A 16,377-nucleotide genomic window follows, 5' to 3' on the forward strand; every position below is an offset into this window, starting at 1 on the left:
GATCCTTTTTCTGGCTCGAAAAGCCCTTTACAATCATTATGGGGCTATGTAATCCATTTAACCAAGAGCGAGCACAAATACGTAATCAGATGGTAGCTCTTACTTCAGGCGGTAAGTACCCGATGTAGGAAAATGGTCGGAGTAAGGAATCTCGTAGTGTACCTGAAAGTCTTCTACCAGCCAACGCGGGCCGGCAAACTGATGGTCGATGCGGACGAAAGGTAGGCGACCATTATAGGTAGCGCCTACGCCAGTTCCGACGGTTGTCCAAGCGTTCTGAAAGCGGTCGGCGAGCTGATCGTAGGTGTAGCTATACGGTACATCGTTGAGGTCGGCGCAGACCAGAATAGGGTAGCGACACCGCTCGAAGCGCCGGGCAAGGGTATCTATTTGTACACTGCGCGCAATGAGGCCGCGCTTGTAGCGGCGCAGCAGTCCGCGGCCTTCCCGCTTCAATCCTTCCCGACTCGAATAGCTGTCGACAATGGCTTTTTCCTCCATGCTCATGCTCTGGAGATGAAAGTTATACACCCGAATCGTGTCGCCGGCGGGCAGGCGCACATCAACAAACATGGCGTGATTCTGCGTGAGCTTGCCGAAGGAAATAGTGCCCCGCTTTACAATCGGAAAACGAGAGAAAATAGCTAGGCCGAACTCCGCTCCGATGCTATTGGTCAGCGTTTTAGACAAAAAAGCCCCCCGGCCAGCTTTTTCACCAATTTTATCTATGGACCGAAAAACCTGCCTATCCTCCCGCGAGCCGCGGGGCTCGTTGTAAAACTCCTGTAAGCACAAAATATCGGCAGAGTTTTCAGCCAGCCACTGAATCATCTGCCGCGACGACGCCAGATCGGGGTCTCGGAGCTGGGGATACACGTTGAAGATGCGCACGTTAGCACTTAGCAGCCGCACCTGCTTATTATCTTTGCCGGTAGGAGCGGAGGCCGTATGCAGCGGGTGCAGCGCCACGCCCCGCTGAAAATGCGGCCAGGTAAGCAAGGCAGCCAATAGGGGCAGAGCCGCCACGCGCCAGTCGCGCAAGAACCAATAGACGACCGCTAACAGATTTAGTGCCAGCGCGAGGGGTAAGGTAAGCGCTCCAAAAGACGCTGGCCAGAACGTATGGGCTGGAATCTGCACGCACCCGATGGCCACCAAAAGCCACAGTAAGACTAGCAAAGTACACTTGAAAGCGAAGGAGCGACGCACGAATAAAGAATCCTGAATAACGAAGGCCCGCAAAGGTAGCGCATGCACCGGGAAAGCCGCCGGCCCTCATCTGATAAGGACGGTACAAGCTGGGGGGCAAAATTCCGTCTTTCACCTACGCTGAACTAGCTGAAGCAGCCTCAATAAATCGTAGCTTGCGCTATCCTTATTTAGCTGAAGATATGCTGTATTCTACCTTTCGTTTACTGTTATCTGCCGTGCTGCTTGGTACCTCACTCCTGATACCGATTCAGGCCAAGCCCGTGGCATCGGCTCCGACTACCAAATCATTAGAGTTTGTGGAGAATAGGGGCCAGTGGGACGCCCGGGCCCAGTACATGGCCGAGTTGCCCGCCGGGCGGCTGTTCCTCGAAAAGACGGGCTTCACCTACGCCTTCGTCGATCCGCAAGCCTTACGCAACCACCAGGAGCACACGAACCCCGGCGGCCCCATCTCGGAAAAAATGCGGGCGCATGCTTACCGCGTCACCTTCGAAGACGGCAGTTCGGCCACCAGTCTTACCCCGGACGAGCCGACGGCCGGGTTTCGTAATTATTTTCTGGGCAACGACGCCAAGCACTGGGCATCCAGCGTGCGGGGGTTCAGGCAGGTGCGTTATACCAACGTGTACCCACGCATCGGCGCCCGACTATATGAGAATGCGGGGGGCAATTTGGAGTATGACTTCACCGTGCAGCCGGGCGGCAAGCCGTCCGCCATCCGGCTGCGCTATACCGGCACCGAGCGGCTCAGCCTGGAAAACGGTCAGCTAGTGGTGCAAACCAGCGTGGGCACTGTCACGGAGCAAACCCCAAAGGCATGGCAGGAAATAAACGGGCAGCGCGTACCCGTAGAGTGCGCGTTTGTGTTGGAGAAAAACGTGGTCAGCTTCCGCCTAGGCACCTACGACAACCGCCAGTCCCTCATCATTGATCCTACCATCATCTTTTCATCCTTTACTGGCTCAACGGCCGATAACTGGGGATTTACGGCTACTTATGACGCGCAAGGCAATATGTACTCCGGCGGCATCGTGTTTGGCCTGGGCTATCCGGCCTCGCCGGGCGCTTTTAGTCAGAGCTTTGGTGGCGGAGTTGATGTGGCCATTATCAAGTACAACACGACCGTGCGGGGTAGTGCCGCCCGCCTGTATGCCACGTATCTGGGGGGCAATTTGATTGACGCTCCGCATAGCCTGGTGGTGAACAGCCAGAACGAATTAGTGGTCCTGGGCTCCACGGGCTCCAACAACTTCCCCGTTTCGCGCACTGTATTCGATGACTCCTTCAATGGTGGCCCAAGGGTCGATCCGCAAACTGGCTCGGCTGAAATGAATTACGATGCTGGCGCTGACTTATTTGTTACTAAACTAAACAGTACCGGCACTACGCTGGTGGCATCTACTTATTTAGGTGGTAACGGTACCGATGGTATTATTCCCGCCACTACCGGCCTGATTCAAAACTACGGCGACGAATTTCGGGGCGATATAATTACTGATACGAATGGCAATGTATACATCGCCTCAAGCACTACTAGTACTAATTTCCCCGCCCGTAATGGCTTCCGTAGTACCAGTCAGGGCGGTAACTCCGATGCCGTGGTCGTAAAGCTGTCAGCCGATCTTCGGACGCTGGTTTGGGCCAGCTACCTGGGTGGTTCAGGGGCCGATGCGGCCTACTCCATCCAGATAGACGACGACCGCAATGTGTACGTGAGCGGGGGAACCAACAGCACCAATCTGGCCGGCACCAATGGACGGTATCAGCCTCAGCTGCGCGGCGGAATTGATGGGTTTGTGGCGCGCGTCAGCAGTGATGGCACTACTTTAACGCATGCTACGTATGTGGGCACCCCGGAAACAGACCAGACCTATTTTCTGCAGCTGGACGCGGTTGCCAACGTGTATGTGCTGGGCCAGACCCGTGGCGTTTTCCCGCGTACGGCCGGCTTATATAGTGTTGCCAATGGTCGCCAGTTTGTGCAGAAATTTGATAATACGCTCACCACGAGCTTGTACTCAACGACGTTTGGCACTGGCCGCGCCGTGCCTGATTTATCCCTGACGGCCTTCTTGGTAGATGATTGCGAGCGTATCTACGTGAGTGGCTGGGGAGGCTCTACCAATTCAAACGGCGGTACTACGCTGGGCCTGCCCACCACCGCCGATGCTGCTCAGCGCACCACCGACGGCTCCGACTTCTACATTATTCAGTTTAAGCCAGGCATGGCGGCTATTGAATACGCTACTTTCTTTGGGCAGAATGGCGGCCGCGGTGAACACGTAGATGGCGGCACTTCCCGCTTCGATAAGCGAGGCGCTATCTACCAGGCCGTATGCGGGGGCTGCGGGGGCAGCTCGGGCTTTCCGGTGCCGCCGGGGGCCAATTTTTATAGTACCACCAACAACTCATCTAACTGCAATAACGCTGCCTTCAAGATCGACTTCGCGGCTGCTGTGGTTAATCCAGGGCCCAACCGGACGGTGTGCTATAACGCCGGCACGCAGCGCTTGGGGGGCAGTCCGGCCGGCGGCGTCTGGAGCGGCCCCGGCGTGACGGCCGTTGCTGGCGGAGGCTACCAGTTTACCCCCAGCGCTTCCTTAGTGGGGCGCAATACGCTAACCTACACCGTGAACACGACCGGCGTGTGCCAGAGCACGAAGCTGCTGCGCATGACCGTAACGCCAGAGGCAATTATCACATTTGCCCCCCCGACCACCGTTTGCAGCAACACGACTGCGGTGCCACTCACGGCTACGCCAGCCGGTGGTACCTTCAGCGGACGGGGTGTTACGGGGAGCACGTTCAATCCTGGCGCCGCCGGCGTGGGCACCCACGTACTAACCTATACGCTGGCCGATACCCTCGGCTGCGGCACTCTTTCGCGCACCATCGTAGTTGATGCCCAGCCGGCCGTATTGGCCGGCCGCGATACTACGCTGTGCTCGGATCAAACGCGGGCTTTCCGCCTCTTGCGTGCCTCGCCCGCCGGCGGGGTCTGGAGCGGAAACGGCGTTACGGCTGATGGCATGTTCACGCCGCCTAACACAAATAACTTGGGGGGCATTTTTACCCTCGAATACACCGTAGTTGTAGGTACGTGTAAAATAGTATCTGCTCGCAAAGTAACCATAGCGCCCACTTCATCTACCAACGTCAGCCTGAATGTACCCGAGTGCCAGGCGGCGCCGGAATATACGGGTCTGGCGCCTTTCACTATACAGTTTGCGCCCGTGCTGGCCGGAGGCAGCTTTAGCTGGGATTTTGGTGATGGTACTACTTCTAATGAGCAGGCGCCTAGCCATGTGTACGAAAAACCCGGTACGTATCCGGTGCAGCTCACGGCTCGGTATGCTGGCTGCACAGTAGTTACGCAGTTCGCGGCCGTGGAAGTAGGGAAGGTGCAGACGCCCAACATCTTTACGCCCAACAATGACAACCTGAACGATACATTTGCCCCCCGGATAAGCTGCAAGAACGGCCACCTGACGGTGTTCACCCGCTGGGGCAATAAAGTGTACGAAGCTGCCAATTATCAGAATGACTGGGGGGGCGACAAACTGCCCGATGGTGTATATTACTATCTGCTGCGCGACACGGAAGGCAAATCAACGAAAGGCTGGGTGGAGATAAAGCGTTAAGCTAGTGCGCTCGAATCATGTCATCGGCACAGCCTTGCATTCAGCCGGATATTGTACTATCTTTGCACCAGCAATGAAGGTAAAAAGAGGGGACGAGTCGTCCCCTCTTTCTTTTGTCACCTAGTTCAGCTCCCATGCGCTTTGACCGTACCCAACTACTCGAAATGCTCCAGGAAAGCCTATCCGGCCCGGAGCTGTTCGTTGTAGGCCTTACCGTGTCCGACTCCGCCGTTCGCCCCAAGATTACGGCCATCCTGGACAGCGAGCAGGGCATGGGTATTGAAGAATACGCCCGCGTAAGCCGCCGCCTGGCCCATCGCATCGACGAGGCCTACGGGGAAGAAGCCAGTTACACGCTGGAAGTTACCTCCCCTGGTGCCGACCAGCCGCTGACCGATTCACGCCAGTACACCCGCCACGTCGGCCGCAAATTGCAACTAAAGCTCGCTGATGGCACGGAGAAAACAGGTACTCTAGAAGCAATTGAGGCTGAAGGCATTCAACTGACTGAGGAAATAAAAGAAAAGAGTAAAACCAAGACCCTGCCCGTCGCATTTATCCCCTTCTCAACTATCGCGGAGGCCCGGGTCGTGATTTCATTTAAATAGAAACGCAGGTTTTGGTGAATGAAGCCGGTTATTCGGATTTATTCGACCTCTGGGGGCAAATTTCCAGCCCTGGCAACTCTGTTGCTTAACCAGTAATACCTGCTTAAATTAAAACTGCTGCTTGCTTTTCGCATCTGCGCAATCTCTTTAAATCTGCAAAATCTGTGATTTATGAACAGCAACGTGCTAATTGAATCGTTCGCCGAGTTTGCCCGCTCCAAGAACATCGACCGTCCCACGATGATGAGCATTCTGGAGGACGTGTTTCGCACGATGATCCGGAAAAAGTACACCACCGACGAGAACTTCGACGTAATTCTGAACGTGGACCAGGGTGACCTGGAAATCTGGCGCAACCGCGAAATCGTGGACGACAACTCCGAGGATATCTGGGATTTTGATAAAATTCCGCTGACCGAAGCCCAGAAAATTGAGGCCGACTTTGAAGTAGGCGAACAAGTAGCCGAAGAAGTGAAGCTCGAAGACTTCGGCCGCCGCGCCGTGCTTATGGCTCGTCAGACGCTGATTCAGCGGGTGAAAGATTTGGAGCGCGACCACCTCTACCAGCAATACAAAGACCAGGTAGGCGAAATCGTGACCGGCGAAGTATACCAGGTATGGAGCCGCGAGGCGCTTATTCTGGACAAAGAGGAAAACGAGCTGGTACTACCCAAGTCCGAGCAAATTCCAAAGGACCGTTATCGTAAAGGCGACAGCGTGCGCGCCGTGGTCCACCGCGTTGAAGTTATTAACGGTACGCCTAAAATTATCTTGTCGCGGGCTGCGCCGGCGTTTTTAGAGCGGTTGTTCGAGCAGGAGGTGCCCGAGATCTACGACGGCCTCATCACCATTAAAAACATCGTGCGCGAACCCGGCGAGCGAGCTAAAGTAGCCGTTGAAAGCTACGACGACCGCATTGACCCAGTTGGTGCTTGCGTAGGCATGAAAGGTGCTCGCATTCACGCCGTTGTGCGCGAGTTGGAGAACGAGAATATCGACGTTATCAATTACACTGATAACCTGGAGCTGTATATTCAGCGGGCTTTGTCGCCGGCCAAGATTGGCTCGATGAAGATTAATGAACAAACTGGCCGGGTTTCGGTGTTCTTAAAGCCCGACCAGGTTAGTCTGGCCATTGGCCGCGGCGGTGCCAACATCAAATTGGCCAGCCGGTTGGTAGGAATGGAAATTGATGTGTTCCGCGAAGCCGGTGACTACGACGAGGATATCGCCCTCGACGAGTTCCAGGATGAAGTTGAACCCTGGGTATTGGCTGAATTGAAGAAAATCGGCCTCGATACGGGCCGCGCCGTACTAGCCGTCAGCAAGGAAGATATTGTGCGCCGCACAGAGCTTGAGGAAGAGACTGTCGAGGATCTTTTCCGCATTATCAAGCAAGAATTCGACGACAACGAAGAACAAGAAGAGCAACCAAATTCCGGCGACGCGCAATGAGTGCGCGGCGGCCGGTCCGGCAAGGGCGTTGAATTGTGCCAAGCGGCGCGATTCGACGCCGTTCGGCAAGATTTAATATAGTACCTTTGCACCTCAATACGAGTATCGTTCGCGAGCACAGAATGGCGGAAGTAGCAACTAAACGGCTGAATCAGGCGGCCAAAGACCTGAACGTTGGATTATCCACAATTGTGGATTTTTTGGCGGGTAAAGGGCACCAGATCGAAAACAAGCCAACGACTAAGCTGACGGCTGAGCAGGTTTCCCTGCTTGACAAGGCCTTTGAGTCGTCGGCTCAGGATAAGATCGAAGCTGCCAAGCTTAGCCAGGCCAAGCGCCAGAGCGAGCTGGAGGCTTCTTCCCATGCCCGCCCCGAACCCGTGGCTCCCAAAGCCAATGGTATCTCTGCTGTGCCCGCCCCAGCCGAGGCACCTACCAAGCCAGCCGAAGAGATTCGGCCACTCGCACCCGTACCTGTGGTTGCGGAAGCCGCGCTTGCCCCGGCGCAGCCTGTTCCTCCGGCCCCCGAAGCACCAAAGGTGCCCGGCTTAAAGGTGTTGGGTAAGATTGAGCTAGACGCGAAAGGACGGCCTGTGCCTCCTCGGCCAGCCGCCGCGCCTACTCCGCCAGCGCCGGCCGCTGCGCCAGTACCAGTAATAGCTGATCCGGTTCCGGCCGTTGCTGCTACACCTGAACCAGCGCCTGCACCCATCGCACCAAAAGAAGCTGCTGTGCCCGCGCTGGCTCCTGTAGCCGAAGCAAAGCCCGCACCGGCCCCGGCCCCGGCACCTACACCAGTTTTGCCAGTTGAAGCTCCAACCCCCGTTGCGGCAACTCCGGCTCCTGCGACTTCAGATGAACCAGTGGCACCGACTGTCGAGGACAGTACAATCGTAGCTAAAGCCGATCAGCTGAAAGGTTTGACGGTGCTCGGTAAGATTGAACTACCTATGGACCCTTCGCGCCGTGGTGGTCGGGGTGCCCGCCCCGTCGCTTCGTCGGATGTGCGTAAGAGTGGTATAAACCAAGATAATAAGAAGAAACGCCAGCGCATTGCTATGCCCGGCTCGCCTGCTCCTGGCCAAGGAGGTCAGGGGGGGCAAGGTGGCCAGCAGGGCGGTGGTTATCAGGGTAACCGACCAAATAATACTCCTGGCCAGCCGCGTCCCGCCGGTGGTCAGGGTGGTCCTCGCCCCGGTGGTCCTGGTCCTCGCCCCGGCCAGCCAGGGCAGAATCAAAATGCCCCCCGGCCGGCTCCCGCAGTCAATAACCCGGAGCAGAACGACAAGCAGATTCAGGAGCAGATCAAAGCCACGTTGGCCAAGCTCAGCGGTGGTCGTGGTGGCAACCAGAACAACCGAGCGAAGTATCGCCGCGACAAGCGGGCGGGCGGCGCAGAGGATCGGGAAGCTCAGCGCGCTCAAAACGAACTGGACGCTAAAACACTGAAGGTTACCGAATTTATTTCGGCCAATGACTTGTCGTCCCTCATGGACGTATCAGTCAACGAAGTAATCAAGGTGTGCCTGAACATGGGCATGTTCGTTTCCATCAACCAGCGTCTCGACGCGGAAGCTATCACGGTTGTTGCCGACGAGTTTGGCTACGACGTGGAATTCCTGTCGGCGGAGGAAGAAGATACGGATGTTACTATTGAAGATAATGAGGCGGATTTAGCCCCTCGTGCCCCCATTGTTACCATCATGGGTCACGTTGACCACGGTAAAACGTCGCTGCTTGATTATATTCGGAATGCGACGGTAGCTAAAGGCGAGGCCGGCGGTATCACCCAGCACATCGGTGCCTACGACGTAATGACGGCTTCTAATAAGCGCGTTACCTTCCTCGATACACCGGGTCACGAAGCCTTTACGGCTATGCGTGCCCGTGGTGCTAAGGTGACGGACATTGCCATCATCGTAATTGCGGCGGACGACTCCGTGATGCCGCAGACGCGGGAAGCCATTAACCACGCGCAAGCGGCTGGAGTGCCCATCGTTATTGCGATGAACAAGATTGACAAGCCCGGTGCTAACTCCGAAAAGATTCGGGAGGAGCTGTCGGCCATGAACATCTTGGTGGAAGAGTGGGGCGGCAAATACCAGTCGCAGGAAGTATCAGCTAAGTCGGGCCTCGGCGTAGAAGACTTGCTGGAGAAGGTATTGCTGGAAGCCGAATTATTGGAGCTGAAAGCCAATCCCGACCGCAATGCAGTCGGTACCGTTATCGAAGCCATGCTGGATAAAGGTCGTGGCTACGTAACAACGGTGCTGGTGCAAACAGGTACGCTGCACGTAGGCGACGTTGTGCTGGCTGGTCCGCACTACGGCCGCGTGAAAGCCATGACCGACCACCGCGGCAAGAAAATGAAGTCAGCTGGTCCGGCCACGCCGGTGCAGGTGCTCGGTCTAACCGGTGCTCCGCAGGCTGGCGACAAGATTCAGGTGATGGAAACTGAGCGTGAAGCTCGTGAGCTTGCCACCCAGCGTCAGCAGCTCTCGCGTGAGCAGAGCATGCGTACCAAGAAGCACATTACCCTCGACGAGATTGGTCGCCGCCTGGCTATCGGTTCGTTTAAGGAGTTGAACGTGATTGTAAAAGGTGACGTGGACGGCTCGGTAGAAGCCCTGTCGGATTCGTTGTTGAAGCTTTCTACTCCGGAGGTAAAGGTGAATATCCTCGCCAAAGGCGTGGGAGCTATTTCCGAATCGGACGTACTGTTGGCTTCGGCCTCCGATGCCATCATCATTGGCTTCCAGGTTCGTCCTTCGCAGAGTGCCCGCAAGCTGGCCGAGCAGGAGCAGATCGATATTCGCCTGTACTCGATCATCTACAATGCTATCAACGAGGTGAAAGATGCCATGGAAGGCATGCTGGCTCCGTCGGTGCAGGAGACAGTGGTGGCCAATGCCGAGGTTCGTCAGGTCTTCAACATCACCAAAGTGGGCGCTATTGCCGGCTGTATGGTGACGGAAGGTACTTTCACCCGCCGAACCCGAGTACGTGTCGTGCGCGACGGTATCGTGGTGTACGCCGGCGAAATTCAGGACCTCAAGCGTTACAAAGACGATGTGTCGGAAGTGCGCCAGGGCTATGAGTGCGGTATCTCGGTGAAAAACTTTAATGATCTGCGCGAGGGCGACAACATCGAAGGTTTCGAGGAAAAAGAAGTGAAGCGGACGCTGTAAAAAGCAGCTGACTGAACGTAAGTCAACAAAAAGCCCCCCAACATACCGTTGGGGGGCTTTTTACGTTTAACCAAAAGCCGTAACGCTCGCCGCGGAATCGCTTAGCTTTGCGGTAGACTATTTTACCTACTGCGCCGGCGTTGCTGTGCCGACTGCCTTTACTACTTATGAGAGCTTTTTCGCTTCTGCTTTGCCTTCTGCTTTGGGTAAGCCTGACCTCACTAGCGTTGGCTCAGACTGCCCGGCGACCCGCAGCCAAGCCCCCAACCAACAAACCAGCTCCAAAGCCATCAAAGTCAGCTTCACCTCGTGTTGAGGTCCCGGCTGACGACGAAATTCCACCTCTCGATACCCGCTTCCCCGAGCTGTTTACCCCCGAAAGCACGCCTACCTTTCGTAAAGGCTACTCGATACTGAATCTGGGACTGGGACTGTTGAGCCCTAATAATGGCTATGATTTGTTTGGAAGCCTGAAAAGTGCGCCGGCACTTACGCTGTCTTATGACCGCGGCGTAGTAGAAGGCATCGGGCCAGGCACCATTGGTCTGGGGGGCATCATTGGCTACAAAGGCTACCGCTATGACTTTCCCAACACAGACGAAAAAGCCACCTGGACCGACATTGTAGTAATGGGCCGCGGTACCTACCACTACAACTTCACCACCAATCCACAACTTGATACGTATGGTGGCATTAGTTTAGGGATTCGGGCTAATTTTTATAAAAACGACGTTTCGCCCGACCGTGATCGTTACAATGGCGATGGGCTGCACTTAGCGTATGGGCTGTTTGCCGGGGCGCGCTATTATCTCACCGAGCGGTTTGGGGCTTTTGGGGAAGTCGGCTATGATATGTCATACCTGAAGCTAGGGCTCACCTATCGATTTCAGTAAGATGCCAAAAAGCCCCCTATACTTAATCTAGGGGGCTTTTTTAATTAAGGAGAAGCGATACTAGTTAAAAAACAGGAAACCCTTGCGCTTTTTGTGCTTAAGCGGTTTGCCTTTCGGATCAATGCCGGGCGCGGCATGCGAAAGCCCACGCTTCTGCTTGGCCGTCCCGATGCGCTTGTCTTTAAATTTTTTGACCGTGAAGCCGCCCGTACCTTTGTCGTACTGACGAGCCGGGCCAGAGCCGCGGCCGAAGCTGGTATTGGCCGTGCTACCCCCGGAGCGCGCCTCCAGAATCTCTAATTGCTGGTCACGCTTCGCCTCATCGGGGTTCATATTCATGCGGCGCTGCATGCGCGCTACATCCGCCGGCTCGTCTTTCGATTTCTGCTTGCGAGGCTTAGCCCCAGCCTCCTGATCGGGCGTAGGGGGCGAAACCTGCGCGTGAGCAGGCGCAATGAACAGACCAGAAAGTGCCAGCACCGCGCCAGCCAGAAACTTTTTCATGCAGAAAGGTAAAGAGAAGAATAGCTACTAAACGACGGATGGGCAACTTTCGTACCCGTCCCGGCAACGGGGCCTGCCTAAAGTTAGTTTCAAACGTCTGAAACTTGTAGGAGTGACTATTAGCCTGAATTTCTTTGGATTAGTTGCTTTTTTCTGAGCCATCAAGGTTATCCCAATAAACCGTAACACGAAAAGGTCCCCAAGCCTAAGATTATCTTTCCGCTGGGGAGCTTTTTTGATGTTAACAGAGAGAAGTCTGGATTAGGGCCGGCGTAGGGAGTCGCGAATTTCCATGAGCAAAGCCTGATCCTTAGTCGGGCCTGGGTCGTTCACGGCTACTACTTCCGTAGGCTGGCGGAAGCGGTTAGCAAAGCGCACAATCAGGAAAACGCAGAAGGCAATTATGAAGAAGTAAATGACTGCGTTCAGAAACAGCCCAAAGTTCAGTGTTGCGGCACCCGCTTCCTTAGCGGCTTCAATGGTAGCATACGACTCCCCATCAACAGCTACAAACCAGTTTTTAAAGTCGACGCCGCCCGTAGCCAAACCAATAATAGGCATCAGAATATCCTCGGTCAAAGACGTGACGATTTTGCCAAAAGCAGCGCCGATAATGACGCCTACTGCCAGATCAAGCACGTTGCCCTTGGCGATGAACTCTTTGAATTCAGAAACTACGCTCATACGATTAGAAGTTGAATGGGGAGGTTTGAATAAATATATAAGTATTTACTTAGATCAGGTCAACAGTGTCGGCTGCTGGTAAATAGGCCCCCAATGGTTTTACTTTATCTTTGCGGCCATTCCGTTTTGCCCCGCCCTAACACCATGACTACTTTCGACAACTTACTACTCGACCTCGATGCCGCTTCGGGCATTCTGACTATCACCCTGAACAGGCCCACCAAACTCAATGCCCTGAATAGCGCCACCATCAGCGATATTCACGGAGCTATGCAGCAAGCCCTCGACGATGATCAGGTGCGGGGTATTATTCTGACGGGCAGCGGCGAAAAAGCCTTCGTAGCGGGTGCCGATATTGCCGAGCTGTCGGGGCTGAATGACATCAGTGGGCGTTGCTTTGCCGAGCAGGGGCAGGATGCTTTCTGCCTGATTGAGGAAAGTACGAAGCCCGTTATTGCCGCCGTCAATGGCTTTGCTTTGGGCGGTGGGGCCGAGTTGGCTATGGCCTGCCATCTGCGGGTAGCCAGCGAAAATGCCCGCTTTGGCCAGCCCGAGGTAAACCTGGGCTTGATTCCGGGCTACGGCGGCACCCAGCGCTTAGCGCAATTAGTAGGGAAAGGAAAAGCCCTGGAAATGATGCTCACCGGCGACCCTATCAAGGCCGACGAAGCGTTGCGCTTAGGGTTGGTTAATCATGTAGTACCGCAAGCTGAGCTACTTTCCTTTTGCCAGCAGCTGCTAACGCGTATTCTCAGCAAAGCTCCTTTAGCCGTAGGCTTGGTTATCGACTGCGTAAACGCTTATTATGACTCCGAGCGCCACGGCTACCAGACCGAAGCTAACTCTTTCAGCAGGTGCTGCGGCTCCGACGACTTTCGCGAAGGCACCAGCGCTTTCCTCGATAAGCGCCCGGCGTCTTTCACGGGAAACTAAGCATTTTATAGGATGAGCGTCGCCAAGAAGCTGGCCAGCCAGACGGCTGTGTACGGCCTAAGCAGCATATTGGGGCGGGCGCTTACGTTCGCACTAGTGCCGCTGTACACGGCCAGGTTTGCGCCGGGCGAGTACGGTATCGTCACTGATCTGTATGCCTACGTAGCCTTCCTGAATATCGTGTTCACTTATGGGATGGAAACGGCCTATTTTCGCTTTGCCAACCGCCTTGGCACCGACCGGCAGCAGCTGTATAATCAAGTAATGAGCATATTGTTGAGCACCAGTATGTTGCTCAGCGGCTTTCTTGTTCTGGTAGCCGGCCCCTTAGCTGAAGTGCTCCGCTACCCCGACCGCGCCACCTATATCGTGTGGCTGGCAATCGTGCTGGGCCTCGATGCGGTAGTAGCGTTGCCTTTCGCCCGCCTGCGCCTGGAGAATAAAGCCAGGAAATTTGCTGCCGTGCGCTTTACAAATACGCTGGTAAACGTGGGCTTGTCGTTGTTTTTTATTGTGTTCTGCCGTGATGTATACGAGGGGCATCTGCTACCTGAGCTAAGGCCCTTGATAGCGCGGATCTACAATCCAGAGTTGGGAGTAGGCTACATCTTTCTGATCAATCTGATAGCCAACGCTCTTTATATTCCGCTGCTTTGGCGCGAGCTGCTGGATTTTCGCTTCCGGCTGAGCCTGGCTCCGTTGCGGCCTATGCTCAAGTATGCTTATCCGCTGATGCTGATGGGCTTGGCAGGGATGGTGAATGAGGTAATCGATCGTATCCTGCTTAAATATTGGCTGCCCGAAGGTTTCTATCCCGGTCAATCTAACCTGACGGCTGTCGGTATTTATGGGGCTTGCTACAAGCTGGCCATTTTTATGTCACTAGTCATTCAGGCGTTTCGGTACGCGGCGGAGCCTTTCTTCTTTTCGCAGGCCGCCGATAAGAATTCGCCGGCTACGTTTGCTGTCGTTCTGAAGTGGTTTACGCTCTGCTGCGCCGTTATTTTCGTGGTCATCAGCGTCTTCATTGAAGACTTTGGCTTGCTGCTGCGCAGCCCCGAGTACCGCACGGGCCTCGCGATAGTGCCAATTCTGCTGCTGGCTAACTTGTTTCTGGGGGTATATTATAACTTATCCGTCTGGTTTAAGCTTACCGACAGAACCTACTTCGGTACGTATATCAGCGTCGGTGGAGCCATACTAACTGTCGTGCTCAACCTGCTGCTGATTCCGATAATGGGCTACATGGGTAGTGCCATCGCCACGCTGGCCTGCTACTTTATGATGGCTGCTATTTGCTGGTGGCTGGGCAACCGCTATTTTCCCGTGCCTTACCCCGTGCTGCGCATCAGCGCGTGGCTGCTGCTAGCCGTTGGCCTGGTAGCCGCTACGTGGTTTATCGATATTGAAAACTACTGGCTGCGGCATGCTTTTCATTTGTTGGTATGCGTAGCCTTTACGGGGGGCATTTTTTTAGTCGAGCGCGCTGACCTGACCCGAAAGCCTCAGCTCCAAGTTAAGCAAGCGTAATTCTGGAAATAAAAGCATTAAAAAAGCCCCCCAGTCGTCAACCTAGCTCTTAGCTCACTGCTTTTAGCAGGGCGCGCCCTATATTCGTTTGCCTATCACTAATCGCTCATAAATCGTTTAATCTGCCATTCGGTTTATCTTTGTTGCATGCTGATTCCAGTTATTAACCGCTCTACGCATCTACTGCCGGCTTACCAGACGGCTCACGCGGCGGGCATGGACGTGCGCGCTTATCTCCCAGAACCCGTTACGCTGCGTCCTCTGCAACGGGCTCTTATTCCGACGGGGCTTTTCATGGAAATTCCCGAGGGCTACGAGGTGCAGGTGCGGCCCCGCAGCGGCCTGGCCTACAAGCACGGTATTGGCATCGTTAACAGTCCCGGTACCATCGACGCCGATTACCGTGGCGAGTTGAAAGTATTGCTGGTCAATTTGTCGGACGAGGAGTTTGTGGTGCAGGATGGGGAGCGCATTGCCCAGCTGGTGGTAGCCCGCCACGAAACGGCCGTTTGGCAGGAAGCCGCTACGCTGAGCGAAACAACGCGCGGAGCGGGCGGCTACGGCAGCACCGGAGTCAATTAGAATTGACTTAGCGAACGTTAAATGCCTCCATAAGCAACCCAACCACAATATTTCAGTTAGTATAAATTCCGATCAGCCTAACTAGCAACCCCAAACTACCTACTTCATGAAAATCATCGTCCCGATGGCCGGCATGGGCAAGCGCATGCGCCCCCACACTCTCACCGTTCCTAAGCCCCTTATTCCGATTGCGGGCAAGCCTATCGTGCAGCGCCTCGTGGAGGATATCGCGAAAGTTTGTGGGGAGCAAGTAGAGGAGGTGGCGTTTATCATCGGACGCTTTGGCGAGACTGTAGAGAAAAGCTTAGTGAAAATCGCGGAGTCGGTAGGGGCCAAAGGATCTATTTATTATCAGGATGAGCCCCTGGGTACGGCCCACGCTATTCTGTGCGCCAAAGAATCGCTCAGCGGACCGCTGGTGGTGGCTTTTGCCGACACGTTATTTAAGGCCGATTTTACCCTCGACAGCTCGGCCGCCGGCACTATTTGGGTACAGCGCGTCGACGATCCGAAGCCCTTCGGCGTAGTGAAGCTGGATGACCAGGGCCAGATTACGGACTTCGTAGAAAAGCCCACTGAGTTTGTGTCAGACTTAGCTATTATCGGCATCTACTACTTCCAGGATGGCGATTATCTGCGTGATGAGCTTCAATTCCTGCTCGATAACGACATCAAGGACAAAGGCGAGTTTCAGCTTACCAATGCCCTCGAAAACATGAAGAACAAGGGCACCACCTTCGTGCCCGGCCGTGTAACTGAGTGGCTCGACTGTGGTAACAAAGACGCGACGGTTTTCACCAACCAGCGCTACCTGGAGTATCTGCGGGAGCGGGGCGAAAACCTGGTATCTGATTCGGCCACGCTCACTAATTCTATCGTAATTCCGCCGGTGTACATTGGTGATAATGTGAAAATTACGGATTCAGTGGTTGGCCCGCACGTCTCGTTGGGCAACAATGCCAACGTGCGCCAATCTGTTGTTTCTAACTCAATTGTGCAGGAATCGGCTACGGTATTGAACACCAACGTGACCAATTCCATGATTGGCAACCATGCTACCGTCACCGGAGTCCCTCATGATTTGAGCCTCGGCGACTATAACACGCTGCGCGTGTGATGTTTTTTGCCTCTCGGACGTTAGCAATGA

The 16,377-nt window shown here is 54.9% G+C and carries 12 protein-coding genes; 9 read left to right on the forward strand and 3 right to left on the reverse strand.

What is annotated here, in order from left to right; all coding sequences use genetic code 11:
- Positions 1-99: 99 nt before the first annotated feature.
- A complete protein-coding gene (locus tag B9A24_RS11085) occupies positions 100-1,242 on the reverse strand; it encodes an endonuclease/exonuclease/phosphatase family protein (RefSeq protein WP_084445666.1) in 1,143 nt (380 codons plus the stop codon).
- A gap of 149 nt (positions 1,243-1,391) precedes the next feature.
- Here B9A24_RS11085 and B9A24_RS11090 point away from each other — a divergent pair, with 149 nt between their 5' ends.
- From B9A24_RS11090 to B9A24_RS11110, 5 genes are all read left to right on the forward strand, one after another.
- A complete protein-coding gene (locus tag B9A24_RS11090) occupies positions 1,392-4,853 on the forward strand; it encodes a DUF7948 domain-containing protein (protein ID WP_084445670.1) in 3,462 nt (1,153 codons plus the stop codon).
- Between the two features lie 134 nt (positions 4,854-4,987).
- Positions 4,988-5,461, forward strand: coding sequence for a ribosome maturation factor RimP (locus tag B9A24_RS11095; protein ID WP_234997204.1), 474 nt, complete (start codon positions 4,988-4,990; stop codon positions 5,459-5,461).
- A gap of 171 nt (positions 5,462-5,632) precedes the next feature.
- Positions 5,633-6,916 (forward strand): transcription termination factor NusA, encoded by a 1,284-nt coding sequence (gene nusA, locus B9A24_RS11100; protein WP_084445674.1) that lies wholly within the window; start codon positions 5,633-5,635, stop codon positions 6,914-6,916.
- 122 nt (positions 6,917-7,038) lie between these two features.
- Positions 7,039-10,104, forward strand: a complete 3,066-nt coding sequence (infB, locus tag B9A24_RS11105; protein WP_084445677.1) for a translation initiation factor IF-2 — start codon at positions 7,039-7,041, stop codon at positions 10,102-10,104.
- 167 nt (positions 10,105-10,271) lie between these two features.
- On the forward strand, positions 10,272-10,997 hold the full coding sequence (locus B9A24_RS11110) for a porin family protein (protein WP_143434906.1): 726 nt from the start codon (positions 10,272-10,274) through the stop codon (positions 10,995-10,997).
- A gap of 60 nt (positions 10,998-11,057) precedes the next feature.
- Here B9A24_RS11110 and B9A24_RS11115 read toward each other — a convergent pair whose 3' ends face one another.
- Positions 11,058-11,501: a hypothetical protein gene (locus B9A24_RS11115; RefSeq protein ID WP_084445683.1), complete on the reverse strand. Its 444-nt coding sequence runs from the start codon at positions 11,499-11,501 to the stop codon at positions 11,058-11,060.
- A gap of 261 nt (positions 11,502-11,762) precedes the next feature.
- On the reverse strand, positions 11,763-12,185 hold the full coding sequence (mscL, locus tag B9A24_RS11120; RefSeq protein ID WP_084445686.1) for a large conductance mechanosensitive channel protein MscL: 423 nt from the start codon (positions 12,183-12,185) through the stop codon (positions 11,763-11,765).
- Between the two features lie 144 nt (positions 12,186-12,329).
- On the opposite strand from mscL, the gene B9A24_RS11125 reads away from it, so the two are divergent.
- The 4 genes from B9A24_RS11125 (at position 12,330) to B9A24_RS11140 (ending at position 16,347) form a co-directional block, all read left to right on the forward strand.
- Positions 12,330-13,118, forward strand: a complete 789-nt coding sequence (locus B9A24_RS11125; protein ID WP_084445689.1) for an enoyl-CoA hydratase/isomerase family protein — start codon at positions 12,330-12,332, stop codon at positions 13,116-13,118.
- 12 nt (positions 13,119-13,130) lie between these two features.
- The gene (locus B9A24_RS11130; protein WP_084445692.1) at positions 13,131-14,648 is read left to right on the forward strand and encodes an oligosaccharide flippase family protein; all 1,518 of its coding nucleotides are present in this window, start codon (positions 13,131-13,133) and stop codon (positions 14,646-14,648) included.
- A 147-nt stretch (positions 14,649-14,795) separates the two neighbouring features.
- Positions 14,796-15,230, forward strand: a complete 435-nt coding sequence (dut, locus tag B9A24_RS11135) for a dUTP diphosphatase (protein ID WP_084445695.1) — start codon at positions 14,796-14,798, stop codon at positions 15,228-15,230.
- Between the two features lie 106 nt (positions 15,231-15,336).
- Positions 15,337-16,347 carry a sugar phosphate nucleotidyltransferase gene (locus B9A24_RS11140; protein ID WP_084445698.1) on the forward strand — a complete coding sequence of 337 codons (1,011 nt, stop codon included), beginning with the start codon at positions 15,337-15,339 and terminating at the stop codon, positions 16,345-16,347.
- The last annotated feature ends 30 nt before the right edge of the window (positions 16,348-16,377 follow it).

Source organism: Hymenobacter roseosalivarius DSM 11622 (genome assembly GCF_900176135.1).
GTDB classification, from domain to species: domain Bacteria; phylum Bacteroidota; class Bacteroidia; order Cytophagales; family Hymenobacteraceae; genus Hymenobacter; species Hymenobacter roseosalivarius.